Source organism: bacterium, from assembly GCA_023230585.1.
In the GTDB taxonomy this organism is placed as follows: domain Bacteria; phylum Ratteibacteria; class UBA8468; order B48-G9; family JAFGKM01; genus JALNXB01.
In genome coordinates, this window is the sequence record JALNXB010000011.1 from 17,160 (window position 1) to 40,467 (window position 23,308).

Genomic DNA, 23,308 nt, shown 5'->3' on the forward strand with positions numbered 1-23,308 from the left:
TAATTAAACCTTTTGAAATAGTAACGCTCCAGCAGAAATTATTCCTGTTTCACTTCCAAGTCCTGCAGGAACAACTTTTACATTTTCTGCCAGTTTTTTCATAGCTCTTTTTTTAATAGTATCTCTTATTGTTTCAAATATTATTTCTGCATCTTGTGCAATTCCACCACCAATAACAATTATTTCTGGGTTGAATATATTAACCAAACTGGTAAAGAAAGCACCTAAACAGAGCCCAACATCTAACAAAATTTCTTCTGCAACCTTATCTCCTTTGGCAAACGCTTCTTTAATCAATTTGGGAGTAATATTTTCTAAATTCTTATCGGCTAAAGAATAAATAATTGTTTCTTTCTTTTCTTTTATTGCTTTAACGGCTCTTTCTATAATATATTCTTTACCAACAAACCTTTCTATACACCCATAATTTCCACATTTACATTGAGGTCCATTATGATCTATTGTTATATGCCCCAGTTCAACAGCAGAGTATTTTTTACCTCTAACGATTTTTCCTTTATAAACAATCCCGCCTCCCACGCCAGTACCGAGAGTTGCACAAATCATTATATTGCTACCTTTACCTGCACCAAACAAAAATTCTCCCAACGCAATAGTGTTAACATCATTCTCTACCACAACAGGTAAAGAATATTTTTCTTGAAAAATATCTTTCAGAGGCAGGTTCTCCCATCCCGGTAAATTTGGGGAATCAAACACATACCCTCTGTTATCAACAACCCCGGGGGTACCTATACCAATACCTTTCACTATATTGTTGGTTCCTTGTAGAGAAAAATCTATTGCTTTTGATATCTGCTCAATAACAACATCTCTGCCTTGGTGAGCAAGGGTAGGGAAACTTTTCTTTTTCAATATTTGTCCTTCTTCATTCGTAAGACCAGCTTCAATAAATGTTCCACCTAAATCTATGCCAACAACTTTTTCCATTTTTATGCCTCTTTATTTCTTTTTCCCAAAGGGGAGTTTAAATTTCTTTTGTTCGGGTTTTTCTGGTTTATCACCATTTTTGTCTGCTACAAGAGCACCGTTTTTTGCGGGGGCTTTTGGTTGTGCAACTTTTTCAGGCACTTTAGTAGAAGGTTTTTTACTTTTTCTTTCCCTCTTTTGTCTTTTTTTCTTCACATCTTTTTTACTTGTACCAGAGGTGTCTTCTTCTGGTTGTAATTTTTCCTCAGCTAATATTTTTTCATATTCTGGGTAGACGCCATATTGTTTGACCAACTCTATTACCCTACAATATTGCTGAAAAGAAACATTTTTAGGTATAGAATGGTCAGAATGATATATATAACCACCATTTGATTTTACGATTTCAAACTTTCTTTTTATTTCTTCTTCTATCTTTTTAGGGTCGCTATCAGACATAACCCTAACATCTATACCACCCATAAAAGATAACCTATCCCCAAACTTTTCTTTTAGAGCAAGCATATTTATTCCAGATTTAACTTCGAGCGGTTGGATACAGTCAAGTCCAACCTCAATTAGAGTAGGTATAATTTCTGTAACATCTCCACAACTATGCAGGATAGTCTTCATCCCCTTTGAATGAAAATATTCATAAAGGAGAAGGTCTGCGTCATAGTGGGTCTTTTTATATGTTTCCGGTGAAAACAGTAACCCGTTTCTGTATCCCATATCATTATAGTTAAATAGAGCGTCAAACTTAAAACCGTTATTCAACATCAGGTCGGCGGTTACAACTGCAAGTTCAGATAATGTTGTCAACATTTCTTTTATCCAGTCAGGGTCTTCAGCCATCGCTATGAGTATCTGTTCAGATTTCATATAATACTGTAGAGCATCGTACCCTGTGGCACAGTCAAAACATAAGAATTTCCCTGCTTCATAAGAAGTCTTATTTGCTTGTAGCCCAGCAGCCCAGTTGATTCTTGTCATATCAGGCGCCAATCTCTTTTTAATCTCTTTCCAGTCTTCTTTAGATTTAATTGGCCAATCTATAATTTCAGGAGTGGTAGAATAGTCTCTATAATTCTTTCTTTGACCGCCAAAAGGAGTAGTAGAAATAATGAATTCTTCGTTTTTCTCCAAAATTTTTACTGGAAATCTTGGAGTTAAATCAGCATTAAAAGTTGCAATTTCAAAATCAAAAAACTCTGCTGGAGACAAATCCTCAGGTAATCCTTCTTTCTGCCATCTTTTGATTGTTGAGTCCCATACAACATCATGAATAGGTACTCTATCAGGAATTTTGTGATTTAAAACTCTTAGGATTCTTTCTCGACTTGTCATATTTCTCCTTTGCCCCAGTTGAGTGCATCGAGGGGGCACTGTTTTATACCTACACTTTACTCTTTATTCCTAATCTCTTTTATGGAGAACTATTTTGTATAACTATTTGAATCAAGTGAGGTTATGATTATTTTTTTTGCTTGAAACACGTTCCTCTAACCCAGATATAGAAATTTTCCTTTTCTCATTAATATATTCTATATTTATTAATATTGTTGTCAAAGGAAGCAGGTTTTTAATTCGCTCAGCCCATTCAACAAGAATTATACCTTTCCCAAGATATTCTTCCCATCCAAACGAAGAAAGTTCTTCAATATGTTCTATTCTATAAAGATCAAAATGAAAAACAGGAATTTTCCCGTTATATTCGTTTAAAATGACAAAAGTAGGGCTTGTGGCAATTTTACCAGTAAGAAAGAAAACAATACCTTTAATCATTGTTGTCTTTCCACTTCCCAATTCACCTGAAAAACTAACAATATCACCATACCTTAAAAGGTTGGCAATTTTTTCACCTACCTTTACAGTCTCTTTAGAATTTTTTGTATAAAATACCATAATTGTCTTTTTCAAAAAATAACTTTTTTAAATACATTTTACATTTTTTTTAAAAGAAGGTAAAATATAAATGCCTGTTCCGTGCGTGAGGATTAAATATCCTTGAGCCAACACAAAATATTTGGGAACTAAGTCTGTATAGTGCCAACAAGTTCGCTTTAAGCGAAAAGTTGAAGCTGTCAGGAGAGGTACCCACTTTACCTTGAGGGTCTCAAAGGATACTATCTTTGCGGCGGAACGGGCTTTTAATGTATAATATAGGTTTATAATTTGTATAATATAAATAGGGCAGGTTGCGGAGTGGCCAAACGCACCAGACTGTAAATCTGGCGGCTTAGCCTTCGGAGGTTCGAATCCTCCCCTGCCCATTTTGTCATTCTAAAGGAAATATAGTGATGAATTTCTTTTGCTACATTAAGGATAAAACATCATTAGGTAGGCAAGAGAGAGTATCAACAAATTTAACCACTAAAACAGTTTAGCGGGGTTGGTTTAATGGTAAAACATCAGCCTTCCAAGTTGATTATACGGGTTCGATTCCCGTACCCCGCTCACAATTAGAAGTTGTTACATAACCTGAACTCTAAAATTTAACATCTCTTAAACTTCCAAAAGAAACTTTAACACTTTATTTTCATCTAATAATAAAGACGGAGAAAAAATGAAAGTAGAAGTTATTGAAAAATCGTTGCTTGGCAGAGAATTAGTATTTGTTGTTGAGAAAGAAAAAGTAGATACTGAGAAAAAAAAGATAGTAGATGAGATTAAAAAAGATGCTGTTGTCGAAGGTTTTAGAAAAGGCAAAGTACCAGAAAGCATTATTGAAGCAAAATTTGCAGATACTATTAAAGAAAATCTACTTAACAGAATTATACCAGAACTATATTATGAAACCATAAAAGAGAAGAACCTTAATGTAGTAGTTGAACCATCAATCTACGAGGTAAATCTTGACCAAGAGGGTTTAAAGTTTAAGATTTATACAGAGATTAAGCCAGAAGTCGTTCTGAAAAAATATAAAGGTATACCAGTAAAGAAGAGAATCCCAGAAGTTGTTACTGAAGAAGAAATTGAAAAAGTTCTTGATGAATGGGAAAAAAAGCCAGAATTTAGTGCCGCAATTATAGACCCTTCCAAAAGACGTGCCTGGAAAGATAAGATAAGAGGTCAAATGGAAGGCTACAATAAATATAAAGCATCTGTTCAAGAAGAACAGGAATTGTGGGAAGGTGTTATGAAAGACGTAGAACTTCAAGTTCCTGATAAACTTATACAAGAAAGAGCGGCAAGATACACCGAAGACCATTTTAGAAGCCTTGATTTAAAAGATAAGACAGAAGAAGAAAGAAAAAAGATAGTAGAAGAAGTTTTTGAAAAAATGAAACCTGTCGCTGAACTTGATATTAAAAAATATTTTATACTTGATAAAATATCTGAACTTGAAAAGATTGAAGTCACACCAAAAGATGTTGATGAAAGAATTGAAAAGATTAGTCGTTCTATAGGGGAACCAGTAACAACTTATAAAGAGAAATTAGAGAAAGCTGGAAGAATTCCAGATATTGAAGATGAAATAAGAATAGAAAAAACTTTTAATTTTTTGAAAGAAAATTCACAATCTATAGAAAAAATCATTCTTCCAGAAGATGCTAAGGGGAGGTAATATAATGAAAAATCAACTTGTTCCTTTCATAATAGAAGAGACATCAAAAGGAGAGCGTGCCTACGATATATATTCACGCCTATTAAAAGATAGGGTTATCTTTATAGGTACCGCTATAAATGATTTGCTTGCAAACCTTGTTATAGCACAGTTTCTTTTTCTGCAAAACGAAGATTCAAAAAAAGATATACATTTGTACCTAAACACGCCAGGGGGTTCAATAACAGCAGGGCTTGCGATATATGACACAATGCAGTTTGTTTCGTGTGAAATTGCAACATATTGTATAGGTCAAGCATCAAGTATGGGTGCTATCCTTCTTGCGGCAGGAGCAAAAAACAAAAGGGCACTTCTACCAAATAGTCGGGTAATGATACATCAGCCATGGGGTGGAGTTGAAGGTACCGCTACTGATGTTAATATTCATACTCGTGAAATTATGAGATTAAGAAGTATAGTTAACCAGACACTTGCTTTACATACTGGTAAAACAATAAAAACAATTGAAAAAGATACTGAAAGAGATTATTTTATGGATGCAAAAGAAGCTGTTAAATACGGATTAGGAGACAAAATCATCCATTCTGAAAAAATAAAAGAGATAAATAAAAATGGCAATACTAAAAAAAAGTGAAAGAAACCGAAACAAAATGAAACCCGCAATACCTTTAAGGGATTTAATAGTTTTTCCTAATATGGTGGTTCCTCTCCTTGTTGGGAGGACCCGTTCTTTAAATTCAGTTGATGAATCTTTGGTTAGCGAAGAGAACCTTATAGTTGTTTTTCAGAAAGATCCTCAGGTTGATGACCCTGTTTTTGATGATATTTACAAGGTAGGTGTTGCAGTAAAGATTATTCAAAGCGTTAAAGAGCAGAATGGGGTAATGAAGATATTGGCAGAAGTACTTGATAGGGTGAAGATAACCGATTTTTCAAAGAACAAAAAATTCTACTCAGTCTCAACTGAAAGAATAAAAGAAGTTGCACAAAAAAATAAAGAGAACGAGGCTCTTATGCGTTTTCTGTTAGAACTTTTAGAAAAATATCTTGATTTGAATACATCTATTCCTAAGGAACTGTATTCTACTATCTCTACCATTGAAGACGCTTCAAAACTTGCTGATTCTATTGCAGGGTATCTCCCATTAAAACTTAAAGATAAATCGATTGTTCTTGAAACAATTCCGGTACAAGATAGGTTGCAGTCTTTAATAGATATACTTAACAGCGAAATAGCTGTTCTTGAAGTTCAAAAAAAGATACAGAGTAAAGTAATTAAAAAGATTGAAGATACCCAGAGACAATATTTTTTGAACGAACAACTTAAAGAAATACAGAAAGAACTTGGTAAAGAGGGCGATACCGATGAAGTTACACAGTTAAGAGACAAGATTAAAAAGACTAAAATGCCTAAGACCGCAAGAGATAAGGCAGAAGAAGAATTGGCTCGACTTTCTAAAACAATGCCGCTTTCACCAGAGGCTTCTGTTATTAGAACCTACCTTGAGTGGTTTATAAATCTTCCTTGGGATAACCAAACAAAAGATAATCTTGATGTGCTTCACGCATCAAAAATATTGAATGAAGACCACTACGGTTTAGAGAAGGTCAAGGAAAGGATTCTTGAATATCTTGCTGTTCGAAAACGTGCTGAAGGGTTAAAGGGTCCTATCCTTTGTTTTGTGGGTCCTCCCGGTGTAGGTAAAACCTCTTTAGGAAAATCTATTGCTCGGGCGATGGGGCGGAAATGTGTTAGGATTTCTTTAGGCGGAATACGAGATGAGGCAGAAATACGAGGACATAGGAGAACATATATTGGGTCTATGCCCGGTAGAGTTATACAGTCTTTAAGGAAAGTGCAGGTAAACAATCCAATATTTCTTCTTGATGAAATTGATAAATTAGGTAGGGATTTTAGAGGCGACCCTGCAAGTGCCTTACTTGAAGTTCTTGATCCAGAACAGAACGCTACTTTCTCTGACCATTATTTAGAGGTAGAGTTTGATCTTTCAAAAATATTGTTTTTAACAACTGCTAACACAGAATTTTCTATACCTCCTGCTCTTCTTGATAGAATGGAAATAATTTCTTTACCTGGATACACAATTTGGGAAAAGAGAGAGATATCTAAACATTTTCTAATACCTAAACAACTTAAAGAAAATGGGCTTACAACAAAAAATATTAAATTTTCTGATGACGCTCTATTCTCTATTATAAAAAACTATACAAGAGAAGCTGGCGTTAGAAACCTTGAGAGAGAGATTGCCAATGTGTGTAGAAAGGTTACAAAGAAAATAGTTGAGACTAAAAAAGAGAGTCTATACACAATAACTGTTAAAAATGTAGAAAAATATCTCGGACCAGAAAAATACTCATCTCTACAGGGCGAAAAAGAACATAAAGTTGGAGTTGCAACTGGTATGGCTTGGACAGCATACGGTGGCGAGATACTCTTTACTGAAGTTCTAACGATGAACGGCAAAGGGCAACTCATACTTACCGGTCAACTTGGGAATGTAATGAAAGAATCTGCACAAGCAGCCCTTAGTTATGTTAGAGCTCATACTGCTGAACTTGGGATAGAGAAAGATTTTTATAAAGAACTTGATATACATATACACGTTCCAGAAGGTGCAATTCCAAAAGATGGTCCTTCTGCAGGTATAACAATTTCTACTGCCCTTATATCCTGTCTTGTAGAAAAACCAGTAGATGCTCATATAGCTATGACTGGCGAAATAACTTTGCAGGGTAAAGTTCTTAAGATTGGTGGACTAAAATCTAAAATTCTTGCTGCACACCGTTCAGGAATAAGAAAAATTATTATTCCGTACGAAAACGAGAAAGACCTTAAAGAAATACCTAAAAAGGTAAAAGATGATTTAGAAATTGTATCTGTTAAAAATCTAAGCGAAGTAATAAACCACTCAATAATTGGGTGGAAAGATAAAAAACAGGTTAAAACTCGCACAACTCGTAAAAAATAAAAATCAATAATACCTAAAAGGAAAACAATGTTAAAGAAAAGATTATTTACACCAGGTCCAACATCAGTACCAGAAGAAATACTTCTTGAAATGGCTTCACCGATAATGCATCATAGAACCGACGAGTTTAAAAAAATTGCTGAATCTGTTTTAAAAGATTTAAAATATATATTTCAAACAGAAAACGATGTAATAATACTTTCTTCTTCCGGTACAGGCGCTATGGAATCTGCTGTTGTTAATTTTCTTTCTAAAGGGGACAAAGTTATAGTTGTATCAGGAGGTAAGTTTGGAGAAAGGTTTAAAGAGATATCGGTTAGTTTTGGATTAAACCTTGTACCTATTGAGGTTGAATGGGGTAAAAAACTCAATCCAGAGGTTATACAAAAAACAATAGATAAACATCCTGACGCAAAAGCACTCTTTACAACATTATGCGAAACCTCCACTGGAACACAGTTTGAGATTGATAAGTTTGGTAAGATAGTTTCACAATATCCTGATATGCTTCTTGTGGTTGACGCTATAAGTTCATTAGGGGCTGTTCCTTGTTTAACAGACCAGTGGGGTATAGATTGCCTTATTACTGGTTCACAGAAAGCCTTAATGCTTCCACCTGGTTTATCGTTTATTTCTATTAGCGAGAAAGCCTGGAAAAAATCTGAAACTTCAGACCTTCCAAAATACTATTTTGATTTAAAAAAATATAGAAAAGCAGTATCTAAATACGATTTCCCATACACAATACCTGTTTCTCTTATTGTTGGACTACAGAAATCATTAAGTTTAATGAAAGATATAGGTATTGAAACAATATGGGACCAACATACCAGAAGAGCAGACGCAACCAGAGCAGCTTTTGAAGAGATAGATTTAAAAATTTACTCTGAATCACCTTCCAACGCTTTAACTGCTGTTATGCTCCCCGAAAACGCTGATGGCGAAAAACTTGTTAAACTTTTAAGAAGTAAATATGGAATTTCTATTGCAGGTGGACAAGATACCCTTAAAGGGAAAATAATGAGAATTTCACATCTTGGCTGGCAGGACGATTTTGATGTTTTAACAGTTATATCTGCAATGGGTGTTGGGCTTGCCGAAATAGGTTTTCCTGTAGATATTGAAAAGGGATTGAAAGTTGCCCGTAAAATATTGTTTTCTCAATAGCCATTCTTTTTAGAGGTATATCCAACGTTATTTGTCATTGTGAAGGGATCTTGTCCTAGTATCTCCGAGAGAGGAGAGAGGTCTTTTAAATCTTTACGCCTTATTTTACCATCCGAACGTCCAATTTTACCATCCTGAACTTGTTTCAGGATCTCTAACTTAACCCCGTAACGTAAGTAATAAAAAACGAGATTCCGGATCAAGTCCGGAATGACATGCAGGGCAATCTTAATCTTTATCAACTCAACGTTTAGGAGGCAGATGTATACTTTTTTTGTTTACATCCTCAACTGCTTCCATAATACCTTCTGCATAGGTAGGGTGACAATAAAGAACTTTTTCAAGATCAGAAATCTTCATTTTGTTATTAATGGCAAGAGATGAAAAAGAAACAAGTTCAGTAGAACTTTGACCAAGAATATGAATCCCCAATATTTCATCAGTATCTGAACTAACAATAACTTTTACTATCCCCTCATTATCTTTCCTTGTATACGCTTTTCCAAGAATGGTATGTGGGAATCGACCTGTTTTGAAATTGATACCTTTATTGGTAGCCTCTTTTTCTGTAATACCACAAAAAGACATTTCAGGAATAGTAAAAACAGATGAAGGTATATTATTGTAATCCATAGAAACCTGTTTTCCAATAATATTAGACGCAGCAACCTCACCTTCTCTGGTAGCAACATAAGCAAACTGGTATTTACCATTAACATCACCCACAGCATAAATATTCTCAATATTGGTTTTCATATATGGGTCGGTATTTATTGCACCTTTATTAAGAGTAATCTCCAAATTGTCCATCTTGGGAATATTTGCTTTACGTCCAACAGTAACAAGAATTTTTTCATCTTGGATTTCATTAATACTTTCAATTTTTTTACCTGTTAAAACTTTTACACCACGTTTTTCAAGGTACTTTTTAAACAATTTTGTTATCTCACTATCACCTTCAGGTATAAGGTCTTCTTGCATTTCATATATAGAAATTTCAACTCCAAACTTATTCAAGATAGAAGCAAACTCACATCCTATAACGCCTCCACCAACAATAGCTAAACTTTTAGGGAGTTTCTCCATCTTCCATAAATCATCGCTTGTTAAGGTTCTTTCGTTATCTTTACAAATTTCTGGAGTGATAGGAACACTACCTGTTGAGATAACAATATTTCTACATTCAAGCTTTTTATCCCCAGCAACTACAAGGTTTGGGTTAAGTATAATTCCTTCATCTTGAAAAAGGTCTATCTTATTCTGTTTTATTAGAAAACTTACTCCCATCCTCAAACGTAAAACAACATCAGTCTTGATTTCCGAAAGAACTTTGTCCCATTGGTAACCAACGTTTTTTTGTATAGATTTAAATGGAGATTGACTTACCTGTTCGGCTATTGCAGAAAGAGTTTTTGTAGGGACACATCCTTTATTTAGACAAACACCTCCAAGATGTTCAGATTCAATCAAAGCTACCTTCATTCCAGATTGAGCGCACCTTATTGCACAAGGGTACCCTCCCGGTCCACCACCAATAATTATTACATCATACATTCTTTATAACCCTCCATTAAAAAATATCGTTTAAACTAACGTCTTTCGATTTTTATAAAAAAAAGGAACCGTTTCATCACATCCAACCATTAAATTCATATTATGAACTGCCTGCCCTGCCGCTCCCTTAACAAGATTATCAATTGCAGATACAATTACAACCTGATTGTTCTGTAAAACTTTTAAACCTATATCACAAAAATTTGTGTTAACAACATTTTTTACAGATGGAGAAACAGAATAGTCCATCACCCTTACAAAAGGTTCATCTTTATAAAAATTTTCATACAACTCTTGAATCTCTTCACCAGTTGCAGGTTCTTTTAGGTTGACATAACAGGTAGAAAGTATTCCTTGATTAAAAGGGACTAAGTGAGGTACAAAAGTAATCTTATAATTTTCGGTAGATACACACGATAACACCTCTTCCATCTCGGGGGAATGTCTATGTTCTCCAATCTTATAAGCTCTGATATTTTCATTACATTCAGCAAAAATATTTTCAAGTTTCAGGCTTCTTCCTGCTCCAGTAACACCGCTTTTTGAATCAGAGATGATATTACCTTGTATATACCGTTTTTTTGCAAGAGGTAGTAACGCAAGGATGACAGAAGTGGGATAACAACCAGGGTTAGCAGTATTTTTTGATTTTTTAATTATTGCTCTGTTTATTTCAGGTAACCCATATACAAAGTTATCAAGATATTGAGGGCAAGTGTGTTTCATATACCATCTTTCGTAATTATCCAAATTGCTAAATCGAAAATCTGCACTAAGGTCAATAACAATTTTGCCAAGATTCATAATCTCTGGTATAAGAGTCATTGATACAGAGTGGGGGAGGGCGAGAAAAATAACATCACAGGACTCTTTAATACTTTTCCAGTCATATACATTCTCACACCTTAAATCAATAATATCTTTAACCTTTGGAATGATTTCTGACAGGTGTGGCGTTCCACTTTTTGTAGATACAAACCCTTTAGTTATCTTTACTTTTGGGTGAGAAACAAGTATTTCTGTCAACTTTTGACCAGCATAGCCCGATATACCAAAAATAGCCACTCTTACCATAATAAATCCTTTCTGACTGTTAATTTGTGAAAAAATTCAGTAAACTTGCCCTGCACTCTCCTCTCTCCGTCCATTTTGTCATCCTAAACTTGTTTCAGGGTCTCTAACCTAACCCACGCTGGTAACAAGAAAAACGAGTCTTGTCCCATAGTATTTGTGGGGAAAATTGCTACATTTAGAAATCCCTCAGAAAACCTGTCGGGACAAGCCACTCGCAATGACAAACAGGGGGTATAAAGCACCTCCACCTACTATCATACAAGACATAAGGGTAGAAGGCCAAGTCTTCTTATTTCTGCAAATCCATGAGGCAGACAATCTGCTCTGGACTGTGTTTACTGAGAACTCATAATTTATGAACAAAAATTTGAAGTTAATTAGTTATATTAATAAAACCACAACAAATAGTTGAATGCAAACTAAGGTATTGGTTTGTAAATTGTGGGAAATTATGAAAAAAAGAAATTCTAAAATTATCTCTTAGTCCACTGGAATTTGGCTCTTGCGCCTTTCTGTCCGTATTTTTTCCGTTCTTTCATTCTGGAATTTCTTGTAAGTAGACCGTGTTCCCTAAGTTGTGCGGTAAGGGATTGGTCATACTTTACGAGGGCTCTGGCTATTCCAAGCTTAATTGCGTCTGCTTGTCCAGTAAAACCTCCTCCAAGAACCTTTATCTCAACATCAAACTTATTTCTTAAATCAAGAAGTATAAGAGATTGTATAGCCGCCTCTTGTTGGTATTGTAAAGGGAAAAATTGGTCAAGACTTTTCTTATTGATAGAAATATTTCCTTTCCCTTCTTTTAGTTTTACTATTGCAGTGCTTGTTTTCCGTCGTCCAATTCCAAGTTGGATCTGTTCTGCTGTCTTCTGCTCCATTAAAATTTACCTCCATTCCATTTTATTTCTTATTTATTCTTTTAACAATTCAAACAAACATATATTCTAAACTATTTTTGCAAGAGTGTCAAATGGATTTTAAGCGAAATTTTCAGTAATAAAAAAATATCAACTTCATTCCTTTTTACCTTATAATTATCACCTTAAAATCTCTCACAAAAACATTCTAAAAAAAGGCTCTTTGTAAAGAAGGAACATAAAAATTATACCAACTCACTCATCCTCTTGTGATATAAGAAAAAAGTAAGCACTCTTTTCCTTATACTATTTTTTTCCAAGAGATTTTAATGAATTACTCAATAGTAACTGTTGGCGGATTTATAAAGTTTAAATATCTGTCTGATACACCGCTCTCTTCTGTATAACCTTTATGGATACATATCCTATATTCAAGTGGTAGTTTTTCGTAAGCGGGAAGAATATGTGTTCCAGAATTTGTTTTATCTTTAGTGAAATCAGATATACCTAAAAAGTTTGCAGTAAACAGACCGTAACTTCTTATATGCCAATATGTGGGATACCTAAAATTGGACGGTTGGTCAAAGACAGACACACCACATTTAACCCCTTCAACTTCCCCACAATAGTCGCACCAGTCAGCTCTCTTTCCCCAACATTCATCTTCGCCGATACCACCGTGTGCATTGACCATCCTACCTCCTTTTCTCTCTTCCATTGAAGGGTTCAACCTTACACTCAACAAACCAGACTCTTTTGTATCTTTAAAGATGGTTTCCCCTTCTGTTGCATTCAAAATAATTTTATGGTCGATAATACGAAAATCTTCTGGTAGGTTATATACTGTTATTATACGTTCTTCTTCAAGAATTTTTACCTCTCTTTTTACGTCACCTCTTTCAACAAATTTGACCCAATGGTTAACTGAATGTATTTTAGCAAAGACAGGTCCTGATGTTAGTTCAGAAAAATCTTTATGAAATGTGTACCCATGCTTGCCTTCTTCAGACCAGTTATCAACTCCGTTAACAATACCGTGAGATACCCATATTCCTCTATGGTGTCTATGGTCAACCTTCTCTGGGTTACCGGGTGCGGGTGGAGTTCTAAGAACAGACTTGTTTTTTGGACCTATTACTGGAAAAAGGAAAGGTCTAACAAGGTCTTGGGTTGCGTAGTTATAGGTAGTAAAAAGTGTTTCATTGATAAAAACATCTATTGTGCCATTATCGTTCTGTTTAAGTGCAACAGATTGTGGTGCTTCAGAAGTTTTATTAACTGTATATTCAACTTCAGTATCAGATGAGATACTTGGAGGGATAAAAAGAAGATAAATTTTACCATCTACTTTATTTGTCTGCCCGTAAAAACTGTTTTTACCATCATTAAGTAGAAAAATTCCTTCTTCTTCCCATTCAATTTTTATAGGCGAGTTTTTAAAATCTCGGACCTTATTTTTAATTTTAATTTTTTTCATTTACCTATCTCCATAGTTTTTTGATTTGAAAAATAAAAACTTAAGAAAAATTATATCCCTGTTCTTTTGTGGCATATTTCAGATAACCATACAACCCTTCTTGCACTCTCAGGACTAACAAATAGAGGTACGCCTTCTGTTAGCGTTTTGTAAAGATGGTCATAAAACGCTACTGAAAAATGGACAGCGTCTTCAGGCGTTTTCCAGTATTCTTCTGTCCATTCAATATCTTCGCTACAATATGCACGTCCCTCAGAAATAGCTATTTCAGGGAGTTCTCTATCTGGAAGTGTAGTAGGGTCAAAATATTTCCACCAGATTTCAGAGTAGTTTGCTTTCAATCCACCTTTAGTTCCAGCTATAATATACTTTTCTGGTTGTGTATAAGCAAAAGCTGAAGAAACTTCTAAATCGAGCAGAGGAGATTTTTTTCCCTTCATTATTATTTTTACGTGGTCATCGGCATCCCCTAACGTTAGAGTCTTTTCAAGATGACAAAAGATTTCATAATCATCATCTTCAGGCATAAACTGTAATGCGTGATCAATTGAGTGTGGGCAAGTATTGTTTAGAGTACCACCTTTAAATTTTCTGAGAGTTTGCCAGTCCCATCTTCTTCCAAAACCGTTCCAGTTAATTTTTATTTCAACAATTTTTCCAAGTATTCCAGAATCAACAATCTCTTTCATTTTTTGAAAATGGGTGCAATGTCTTTTATTTTGGAAAGGAGCAAAAATTTTATTATATTTTTTAGATGCTTCTATCATCTTATCAACATCAGCAACATTATCAGATAATGGTTTTTCACATACAGTATTTTTTCCTGCAGCAAGAGAGGCAAGTGTACATTCTGTGTGAAGGTAAGAAGGGGTAGCAACGGAAACAAGTTCAACCTCTTTATCTGTTAAAAATTCATTAAAATCTTTATAAACTCTACATTTTAAATTTTCTTTCGCTTCTTCTCTTCTTTCATCGTTGGGTTCACACAAAGCAACTATGTCATATTTATCGGGTAACTGACCTATACTGTGACAATGAATACCTTTACCGCTTCTTCCATATCCGGCAACACCTGCTTTAATCTTCCTCATCTTCTCTTCTCCTTTACCTCCAACATTATCTTGTTAGAGGCTCTGTTCATTGTTGTAAAAATTGTCAATTACAAACTTGTAAACTGTGAGGGACTTATAATTTTAAATGAATCTTTTAAGGTATTTGATACTTTCAAGCGCAATTGTTTCTGCTCCGTGAGAGAAATCAAATACTTCAAGAGAAATCCATCCTTGATAATCAATCTCTTTTAATGCTTTTAAAATAGGAGCGTAATCTATCTCCCCTGAACCCGGATACATCCTGTTAACATCATTTACGTGGAAATGCCTTAAATACTTTTTTGAATTACTAATAATCTCTGGAATAGATAAAGATTCAGCCGACATAGCCTTAACGTCAAGGTGAAGTTTCAAGTTAGGGTGAGAAATCTCTTCAATCAATTCTATGGCTTCACTAGCAGTATTTATAAAATTAGTTTCATTTTTGGTTAAAGGTTCAAGACAAATATCTATATTTCTTGATTCACATACTTTTAATGCTTCTACCAACCCTTCTTTAACGTGCCCTTTAACCTCTTCTCTGGTCTGTCCTTCTCCAATATTTCTCTGTTTAGGTGAACCCAGTACCATCAGTTCCCCTCCTATATCAGAAGTAAACTCAGCAAGACTACACAAATATTCAGTAGTTCTTTTTCTTATGGAAGAATCACTACTTGACATTGATAACCCATCTGGCTTAGCTAACAGCCAGTGGCTTCCGATTATACTAACACCATATTCTTCTGATAAATCTTTGACCTCTTTCCGTTTATCTAAGGAGATGTTTTCAACAGAGTCATCAAAAGTAAAAGGTGCAATTTCAAGCCCTTCATATCCAAGATTTTTTATAAAAGAAAACACTTTCTTTAGTTCCCATCCTTTAAATATTTCGTTACATATTCCGTGTTTCATTTTTTAAACTCCTTTCCTCTCAAAATAGCTGGTTTATTGATATCTATTTCTGTAGGTATAAAAGGTATCTCGTTTACAATTGTAGTTCCTACAGGTTTTGATACTTCTTCTTCTATTTCTATAGATTTGTCGCCAATACCTGTGGCAAGAATAGTCATCCTTATTTCATTTTCAAGGTTTTCATCAATAGCAACTCCTATAACCTTAGACGGAGAGGCTATTTTTCTCTCTATAAGATTCATTGCGTTCCCCACCTCTCTCAAAGTAAGGTCTTTGCTTCCAGTTAAACTAATAAGTATATTTTTTGCTTCCATTATATTGTTTTTTTCAACAAGAGGATTGTCTATCGCATTATTTGCTGCATCTTCTACTCTATTTTCACCTTTGCCTGAACCAAGCCCCACAATACCTTTTCCTGCTTTTGAAACAATAGAACATATATCTGCAAAATCAATATCAAAAATTTTAGGTTTATAAATCAAGTTAGATAGAGACTCTATTGTCCTTGAAATAATTTCATCTATTTTCCCAAAAGCATCCGTAATCCCAACGTCTTCAGCAACATGGTCATATAACCGTTTGTTTGATAAATGGATAAGTGTGTCTACATTATTTTCAAGGATTTCAAGACCTTTTTTTGAGTACTTGATTTTTTTATCGCCTTCAAATGCAAAAGGAGTAGTAACAAAAGCTATAACTATAGCGCCAAGGTCTTTAGCAATTTTTGCTATAACTGGAGAACTCCCTGTCCCAGTACCGCCTCCTAAACCTGCAACCAGAAAAACAAAATCTGAGTTATCAAGCACTTCTTTAATCTTCTCTTTATCTTCGTTAGCAGCAAACTTGCCTTTCTCAGGGTCTCTGCCTGTCCCACTTCCTTTAGTAATCTTCTCTCCAATCCGTATTTTTATGTCTGCTTTGGAATAGGTTAGAGCATTAGCATCAGTATTAAAAATAATTGATGTTATACCTTTAACATCTTCTGATATCCGTGAAATAATATTACTACCTGCATTACCTATACCAACAATTTTAATATTAATTGCCTTACTTTCTTCTGGAGAGTCAGTTATTAGTTTTGCCATTTCTAATTCTCCCTAAAAATTCATTTGATTTAGTTTTAGTTTTCTGTACTGAGTGTACTACTGTTTTTAATATTTTTTGCCACCATTCGCTATCTTCAAGGTTTCGTATAGATTTTGAAGCAAGCATAACAGTTCCAATAGCTGATGCAAAGTTAGGTGCTTGATAGTTAGAATCAAGGTTAAAAGGTCCAGTAGGGATACCAATCCTTGCTGGTAACCCAAAAACACTCATTGCCAAATGCTCAAACCCTTGAAGCCTTGCTCCACCCCCTGTCAACACTATCCCCGCTATACAACTATGTTTCAATAGATATTGGTCAACCTTTGTTTTTACATAATCAGTTAAAATTTCCGAAGCCCTGGCATAAACAATATGAGATATTTCATTTGTTGAGACGCTTCTGGATAACTTTCCTGTTAAATCAACAATATCTACTTGTCTTTCAAGGATAGGGGATTTTTCTTGAACAAGATTTGGATAATTTGCCCATCCATATTTTTTCTTTAGTTCTTCTGCATTTAACTCAGATGTGTGTAGAATGTGAGAAATATCCCAATCAATGTTTTTGCTACCAATCCCCACTGAATCTGTTGTTAGAACAGAATTGTTTGAAAACATAATCAAATCGGTAGTGCTTTTTCCAATATCTATAAGTATACATCCAAGTTTCTTTTCTTCTTCTGTTAAACACGATTCAGCTGCTGCCCAGGAGTGAGGATAAAACCCTTCAACCAACCCTCCAGCTTTTTTCACACAGGTTTCAATATCTTTCATAGGGTTGGTTTCTGCTGTAACAACGTGCATCTTTAAAAGAAGTGAATTACCGTGCATACCAACAGGAGGTTTTTTTGTCTGGTTAGTATCGTCTATTATATACTCTTGAGGTGTTGTGAACAAAATTTGCCTATCTGCTCCGTATGAAGCAGATACTGAATTGGCTATTTCTCTTTTAACTTTTTCAATATCAGATTCAGAAATAGTTCTTCCTTGTGGCTCAATAGTTATGCTTTTAGGATATGATATACCGGTAAGATGACCACCGCCTAACCCAATATTGACTTTTATAATATTTTCCCCAGAATCGTTCTTTAATGACCTCAAAACTGTATGAATACTGTTGCTAACCTCTTCAATATCGGTTACTCTCCCTCTTTGAACAATATCTTCAGAGAAATTCATAACATTTGCGGCTATAGCCTCAAGTCCAGTCTCTTTTGCGACACAAGTTATTCCAAAAATTTTACTTGTCCCTATATCAAGGGCTGTGATAATTTGGTTTAGCATATTTTTTTCTCTCTTTTTATCGAACTATCGGGTCTTCAAATCGTATATCAACATATTCCCAATTTTGTTGATTTTTTTCTATCTCATTAAACACAATTTTTAAAAATTTGAATTTTTCAGCAATATCTTCTTTTGCGACCAGTATCCTTTTTCCATCAGAATAGATTACCATCTCTTGATTTCTTAAAAATATAATTTTATCTGGGTTGATATGTTTCTTTAAGTTGTTACAATTGTAAGCGTTTTCAATCTCTTTAATTGTGTTTAGTTTCCACAAATCTTTTTCTGTAACCTCTTGATTTTCAATAGAAACATTTTCAATTATAGAAAATGAGGAGAAACCTTCTTTTATAGGATATACAACCTTTCCTTTTCTGTCAACACAAAAAAGGTTTCCATTATCTAAAATGAACATCCAAGGTTTTCTAACAACCACTTCAATTTGAAGAGTATTAGGAAATATTTTTTTTATTTTACAATCCTCAACCTGCTGATTTTCTACAATAACCTCTCTTAAGCCGTTTATATCACAGAAAAGCAGGTTTTTTCCCATTTCCATTTCAAGAAGCCCAGAATTGATAGAACTTTCATACTTAGGAATTACATTTATATTCTTGATATAAAATATTTCCATATTTTTAAGAAATTTTATAGACAATTTTTTTAGAGTAATAGTACCAACAACAAGCAGAACAACCAGAATGATAGACAAAATAATTTTCAGTTTCTTTTTTCTTCTCAAAAAAGTCTGCTTTCTTACATCCCTTATCCTTTCTTGTGTCTTTGATTTTCGCATTTTTTTATTGCCAACTGAACCAGTTTTTCGCAAAGAACTTCAAAAGTTATACCTACTGCTTTTGCTGCATCAGGTAAAAGGCTTGTATTTGTTAAACCAGGTATAGTATTAACATCAAGAATATATGGAACGTCTTTTGAAAGAATTATTTCCATTCTTGCACACCCTGAACATCCAAGGACCTTATATGTTTTTAAGGAAACATCTTCTATTTTTGCAAGAGCGTCTCTGTTTAATCTTGGTGGTATTATATGTTTACTTCCTCCGCTTGTATATTTTGCTTCATAATCATAAAAACCTGTTGGAGTCTCTATTTCTATTATAGGGAGAATCTCTGGGTTTTCATTACCAAGGATTCCAACTGTAACTTCTGTTCCTTTAAGATACTCTTCTACAAAAACTTCATTATCGAGAGAGAAAGATTCTTCAACTGCGTTCAACATTTCTGTACGGTCTTTGACTATCTTAATTCCAATGGTTGACCCGAGGTTTGCAGGTTTTACAACAGCTGGAAACCCAAAAGGTAGGTCATCAGGGGTTGTACCTTCATTTATTTCTACAAAATTAGCAGTAGGTAAACTATGATAAAAAAAGAGTTTCTTCATTATAATCTTGTTTAAGCATATAGCCGAAGAAAGAACACCTGACCCTGTATAAGGTAAATTAAGAGTTTCAAGGAAGCCCTGTATTATTCCACTTTCACCTTTACCTCCATGCAGGGCTATAAAAACGCAGTCAGGTTTTGCCTCCATAAGGTTTACAAGAAAATCTTTTTCTGAAGGGTCAATTAAGGTTACTGTATACCCAATCTTTTTTAATGCTTTAGCAACCTGCATACCAGAAGATATAGACACTTCTCTTTCTGGACTATCTCCACCGTAAAATACTGATATTTTCATTTTCATTTGTCAAAATTACCTATTATTTTAATTTCTGGTTCAAGTGATATATTGAACAATTGTTTAACTTTTTTTTGAACTAAAACAAGGAGCGAATATATCTCCGCAGAAGTTGCACTTCCTGTGTTAATTATAAAATTAGCGTGTTTTTCAGATACCTTAGCTCCACCTACAGAAAAACCTTTAAGCCCTGCCTCTTCAATTAGTTTACCAGCAAAATGATTTTCTGGGTTTTTAAAGATACTTCCTGCTGAAAACCCTTCTGGATGTAAACAATTACCCCTTTTTTTCATATAACAGTTTATGGTATTTTGAATCTCTTTTTTATCAGATTTTTCTAAAACCAAGACAACCTTATACACAAAGACATTTTCTAACCCGCTTATTCTATACCCAAAATTAATATCATCTTTAAGTAAAACACCTGTCTTCAAATTGTTAAGATAAAGTATACCTATCTCTTTTAAGAGATGTGAAATCCAAATATTTTTTAATCCAGCATTAGATATAACTGCACCTCCAAGGGTTCCCGGTATTCCAACCATAAACTCAATACCTTTCAAAGAAGTTGATAAAGTAGTTTTAAGTAAAGAAGCAATACTTACCCCAGATTCACATACAACAATATTGTCTTCCACATAAATGTTATTTAGGTTTTCTGTAGATATAACAACACCTCTAAACCCATCATCACTTATTAGAGTGTTTGTTCCCCTTCCAAGTATAAACACCGGTACCCCAAAACTATTAGAAACTTCATAAACACTTTTAACTTCATCTACATCTTTAGGGCAGATAAAATGCTCTGCTAAACCGCCTGTGTTGAAACTTGTATATTTAGATAAAGAAATATTTTCTTTATATCTATCTCCTGCAATTTTAGTAAACTCTTTTTTAATTTTTAGCAAATCTTTCATTTTTTAGTAGAACACTTGTTTCAAGTATAAACCTTCTGGTTTTGCTGTTGGTGGAGATAATTTTCTATCTTCTGATTCAATTAAAGAAGATATTTTTTCAGGTGCAAATTTTTCCCATCCAGCATACAAAATTGCTCCAACAATGTTTCTTGCCATCTTATAAAGGAACCCGTTAGCTTTAATTTCTATTGAAGTAACCTCTATTGTTTTGTCAACCAATGCTCTCTCTTTTTTAATTTTTATCCAATCTATTTTTCTTACTGTGTTTTTTATAGAGTTTCCTGAGGCTTGAAAAGCTTTAAAATTATGTGTTCCACAAAAAAAAGACGTAGATTCTAACATCTTATCTAAATTAGGAGCAGGTTTTACATAAGTAACATAATTTTTTAAAAAAGGGCTTTTCACATCTGTCAACAAATACCTATATATCTTTCCTTTGGCATCGTATCTACTATGAAAATTTAGAGGAACTTCTTCTGCTTCTTTAATAATTATTTCGGGTGCAACCTTTGAATTTATAGCATTTTTTAAGTTTTCCGCAGACAACCGAGTGTAAGTTATAAAGTTTGCAACATAAGATATAGCGTGTACTTTAGCATCGGTTCTTCCGCACCCAATCAGGTTTACATCTGTCTTTAAAGTATCCCTTATAGCCTCTTCTATGGTTTGTTGAATTGTAGAAGGATTGTCCTGTTTTTGCCATCCCAAAAAACTACTTCCATCATAAGAGATTAGAAGTTTAATATTTTTTTCTTCCATTATTACCATATCAAAACATATATGAGCAAAAACTATTTATTACGCAAGTTGTTCACTTTTAATCGAAGTGCTAAAAATAATTTTTCTTGGACAATTATCTATACAGGTTCCGCAATTATCACATTTTTCATAATCTATGACAGCCAGATTATCTTTAATAGTAATGGCATTTTGAGGGCAAACTCTAACACATTTTCCACACCCAATACAGCCAACTTTACAAACTTTCAAAACAGCAGGACCTCTGTCGCAAGAGGAACAAGATATATGAACAACCTTTTCTTTGGGTTGTAACTCAATTATTTTTGCTGGGCACACAGTAACACATTGCCCACAACCGGTGCAGGTTTCAATATCAATATCAGGCAACCCGTTTTCTTTCATTTTGATAGCATCTACCGGACACACAGAAACACAATCGCCCAGCCCTAAACACCCATACGTACATTCAAGGTTAGTTCCAAAGATAGCATTTAGTGCATTGCAAGATTCAACTGTCTTATATTCAAATTTTGTTTTAGCGTTTAACCCACCAAAACATTTAACTTTTGCAACCTTGTTTACTCTATCTTTGGCTTCGAGCCCAAGTATCGAACATATAGAACTAAAGTTTTCACTTGTAAGCATTGAACATTTATCAGGGGACGCTTTACCTTCAGCAAGCAACTCTGCAAACCCGCTACATCCAGCAACACCACAAGCACCACAGTTGGCTTTTGGCATAAGTTCATAAATATTTGAAATAAGCGGATTTTCCTCTGTCTTAAATTTAATACTAAAAAATGTTAAAAATACCGCAAAAAGTATACCCAACGAACCCAATATAAGTATAGGCATAACCAACTTATCTCTCCTTTCCCTTTAACTTTAAATTAAGGGACAATTCTTATACAAAAAATTTTCATCAGACATTATTTTTTAACCAATCAACACATTTTTTGTATCCTTCTATACCATCTTTGCCTTCATACTCAATGCACCACACACCTTTGTATCCAACCTCTCTTAAAATCTGCATTGTTTCAACCAAAGGAATTTCACCTTCGCCAAGCACTCTTGCAGAATACTTAAAATCAATATCTGCTTTAATACCGTCTTTCAGGTGAGTGTGAAGAGTGTAAGGAGCAATTTCTCTATAAATATCTTTTAACTGTTCAACAGGATATCCATACCATCTGTAATTCATTGTATCAAGGTTGGCTCCAAAATACTTTGAATCAACCTGTTTAAAAACATCTAACTGTAAAAGATAATCGTTAGTAACTTTTCCGTGATTATCTAAAGCAAGATAGACCTCTTCTTTATTGGCAATTTCTGCTGCTTTTTTTAAACCATCTATAACAAGGTCCCTATAAAATTTTTCTTCTACATCTTCTTTCGGCCATCCACCATCTACTCTTAATTGATTAAAACCGAGATCTTTAACCATTTTGCATAATTCACTAATTATACGAAGTTGTTCATCAAACTCTTCAGGGGTTGCTTTAATAAAATCGTTTCCAGCAGCTACTTGAGAAACTTTTAAATCGTACTTTGAGAGAAGTGCAGATACCTTAGTAACATCATTTTCTGTGCTACCAACATCTTTCCATATATCGGCTCTCATCAACTCTGTATATTTAACACCATTATCTTGACACCAAGGAAAAAAATCTTCAACAGGTAAACCAGAAACATTATATTTAATGACACCTATCTTCTCCATTTTCTCTCCTTTTTTTCCCGTTTTTACCTTGCCCCTCCCACTCCGTCACTCACGTAACAAGAGTAGTAAAAGCGAGATTCCGGATCAAGTCCGGAATGACAAACACGGGTAATCCGACGTTTTTTTGCTTTTACGCTTTCCTCCCACTCCGTCACTCACGTAACAAGAGTAGTAAAAGCGAGATTCCGGATCAAGTCCGGAATGACAAACACGGGTAATCCGACGTTTTTTTGCTTTTACGC

Annotated in this window: 21 protein-coding genes, 2 tRNA genes and 1 other RNA gene; 7 read left to right on the forward strand and 17 right to left on the reverse strand. The window is 34.4% G+C overall.

Going from position 1 to position 23,308, the window contains the following annotated elements; genetic code table 11:
• Window positions 1-3: 3 nt before the first annotated feature.
• The 3 genes from M0P98_03705 to tsaE all read right to left on the reverse strand — a co-directional run bounded on the left by M0P98_03705 (window position 4) and on the right by tsaE (window position 2,835).
• Window positions 4-951, reverse strand: a complete 948-nt coding sequence (locus M0P98_03705) for an ROK family protein (GenBank protein ID MCK9265976.1) — start codon at window positions 949-951, stop codon at window positions 4-6.
• A 12-nt stretch (window positions 952-963) separates the two neighbouring features.
• A complete protein-coding gene (locus M0P98_03710; protein ID MCK9265977.1) occupies window positions 964-2,277 on the reverse strand; it encodes a hypothetical protein in 1,314 nt (437 codons plus the stop codon).
• Between the two features lie 111 nt (window positions 2,278-2,388).
• Window positions 2,389-2,835, reverse strand: coding sequence for a tRNA (adenosine(37)-N6)-threonylcarbamoyltransferase complex ATPase subunit type 1 TsaE (tsaE, locus tag M0P98_03715; GenBank protein ID MCK9265978.1), 447 nt, complete (start codon window positions 2,833-2,835; stop codon window positions 2,389-2,391).
• A gap of 68 nt (window positions 2,836-2,903) precedes the next feature.
• Between tsaE and ssrS the strand changes: the two genes are divergently transcribed.
• From ssrS to M0P98_03750, 7 genes are all read left to right on the forward strand, one after another.
• Window positions 2,904-3,083: non-coding RNA, 6S RNA (gene ssrS, locus M0P98_03720), on the forward strand.
• A 38-nt stretch (window positions 3,084-3,121) separates the two neighbouring features.
• Window positions 3,122-3,203: transfer RNA gene (locus tag M0P98_03725), tRNA-Tyr, on the forward strand.
• A gap of 113 nt (window positions 3,204-3,316) precedes the next feature.
• A tRNA-Gly gene (locus M0P98_03730) sits at window positions 3,317-3,387 on the forward strand.
• Window positions 3,388-3,496: 109 nt separating this feature from the next.
• Window positions 3,497-4,498, forward strand: a complete 1,002-nt coding sequence (locus M0P98_03735) for a hypothetical protein (GenBank protein ID MCK9265979.1) — start codon at window positions 3,497-3,499, stop codon at window positions 4,496-4,498.
• Window positions 4,499-4,502: 4 nt separating this feature from the next.
• The gene (locus tag M0P98_03740) at window positions 4,503-5,132 is read left to right on the forward strand and encodes an ATP-dependent Clp protease proteolytic subunit (protein MCK9265980.1); all 630 of its coding nucleotides are present in this window, start codon (window positions 4,503-4,505) and stop codon (window positions 5,130-5,132) included.
• Complete coding sequence (gene lon / locus M0P98_03745; protein MCK9265981.1) at window positions 5,110-7,488, forward strand: endopeptidase La; 2,379 nt, start codon at window positions 5,110-5,112, stop codon at window positions 7,486-7,488. Before M0P98_03740 ends, lon begins: the two co-directional genes overlap by 23 nt.
• A 27-nt stretch (window positions 7,489-7,515) precedes the next feature.
• The gene (locus M0P98_03750) at window positions 7,516-8,655 is read left to right on the forward strand and encodes an alanine--glyoxylate aminotransferase family protein (protein MCK9265982.1); all 1,140 of its coding nucleotides are present in this window, start codon (window positions 7,516-7,518) and stop codon (window positions 8,653-8,655) included.
• 243 nt (window positions 8,656-8,898) lie between these two features.
• Here M0P98_03750 and lpdA read toward each other — a convergent pair whose 3' ends face one another.
• The 14 genes from lpdA to M0P98_03820 form a co-directional block, all read right to left on the reverse strand.
• Window positions 8,899-10,209, reverse strand: a complete 1,311-nt coding sequence (lpdA, locus tag M0P98_03755) for a dihydrolipoyl dehydrogenase (protein MCK9265983.1) — start codon at window positions 10,207-10,209, stop codon at window positions 8,899-8,901.
• 30 nt (window positions 10,210-10,239) lie between these two features.
• On the reverse strand, window positions 10,240-11,283 hold the full coding sequence (gene argC / locus M0P98_03760) for an N-acetyl-gamma-glutamyl-phosphate reductase (GenBank protein MCK9265984.1): 1,044 nt from the start codon (window positions 11,281-11,283) through the stop codon (window positions 10,240-10,242).
• A 473-nt stretch (window positions 11,284-11,756) separates the two neighbouring features.
• Window positions 11,757-12,161, reverse strand: coding sequence for a 30S ribosomal protein S9 (gene rpsI / locus M0P98_03765; GenBank protein MCK9265985.1), 405 nt, complete (start codon window positions 12,159-12,161; stop codon window positions 11,757-11,759).
• 313 nt (window positions 12,162-12,474) lie between these two features.
• Window positions 12,475-13,617 carry a PmoA family protein gene (locus tag M0P98_03770; protein MCK9265986.1) on the reverse strand — a complete coding sequence of 381 codons (1,143 nt, stop codon included), beginning with the start codon at window positions 13,615-13,617 and terminating at the stop codon, window positions 12,475-12,477.
• A 50-nt stretch (window positions 13,618-13,667) separates the two neighbouring features.
• On the reverse strand, window positions 13,668-14,708 hold the full coding sequence (locus tag M0P98_03775; GenBank protein MCK9265987.1) for a Gfo/Idh/MocA family oxidoreductase: 1,041 nt from the start codon (window positions 14,706-14,708) through the stop codon (window positions 13,668-13,670).
• A gap of 102 nt (window positions 14,709-14,810) precedes the next feature.
• Window positions 14,811-15,620, reverse strand: a complete 810-nt coding sequence (locus M0P98_03780) for a sugar phosphate isomerase/epimerase (protein ID MCK9265988.1) — start codon at window positions 15,618-15,620, stop codon at window positions 14,811-14,813.
• Window positions 15,617-16,705, reverse strand: a complete 1,089-nt coding sequence (gene ftsZ / locus M0P98_03785) for a cell division protein FtsZ (protein ID MCK9265989.1) — start codon at window positions 16,703-16,705, stop codon at window positions 15,617-15,619. The genes M0P98_03780 and ftsZ overlap by 4 nt, the downstream gene beginning before the upstream one ends.
• Window positions 16,686-17,990: a cell division protein FtsA gene (gene ftsA / locus M0P98_03790; GenBank protein ID MCK9265990.1), complete on the reverse strand. Its 1,305-nt coding sequence runs from the start codon at window positions 17,988-17,990 to the stop codon at window positions 16,686-16,688. Before ftsA ends, ftsZ begins: the two co-directional genes overlap by 20 nt.
• Window positions 17,991-18,006: 16 nt before the next feature.
• Window positions 18,007-18,732 (reverse strand): FtsQ-type POTRA domain-containing protein, encoded by a 726-nt coding sequence (locus tag M0P98_03795; GenBank protein MCK9265991.1) that lies wholly within the window; start codon window positions 18,730-18,732, stop codon window positions 18,007-18,009.
• 23 nt (window positions 18,733-18,755) lie between these two features.
• Window positions 18,756-19,691, reverse strand: coding sequence for a D-alanine--D-alanine ligase (locus M0P98_03800; protein ID MCK9265992.1), 936 nt, complete (start codon window positions 19,689-19,691; stop codon window positions 18,756-18,758).
• Window positions 19,688-20,602, reverse strand: coding sequence for a UDP-N-acetylmuramate dehydrogenase (murB, locus tag M0P98_03805; GenBank protein ID MCK9265993.1), 915 nt, complete (start codon window positions 20,600-20,602; stop codon window positions 19,688-19,690). Before murB ends, M0P98_03800 begins: the two co-directional genes overlap by 4 nt.
• Before the next feature lie 3 nt (window positions 20,603-20,605).
• On the reverse strand, window positions 20,606-21,361 hold the full coding sequence (truA, locus tag M0P98_03810) for a tRNA pseudouridine(38-40) synthase TruA (GenBank protein ID MCK9265994.1): 756 nt from the start codon (window positions 21,359-21,361) through the stop codon (window positions 20,606-20,608).
• A gap of 39 nt (window positions 21,362-21,400) precedes the next feature.
• Window positions 21,401-22,198 (reverse strand): RnfABCDGE type electron transport complex subunit B, encoded by a 798-nt coding sequence (locus tag M0P98_03815; protein ID MCK9265995.1) that lies wholly within the window; start codon window positions 22,196-22,198, stop codon window positions 21,401-21,403.
• 67 nt (window positions 22,199-22,265) lie between these two features.
• Entirely contained in the window at window positions 22,266-23,066 is an 801-nt protein-coding gene (locus M0P98_03820; GenBank protein MCK9265996.1) for a sugar phosphate isomerase/epimerase, read from the reverse strand.
• Window positions 23,067-23,308: the final 242 nt, after the last annotated feature.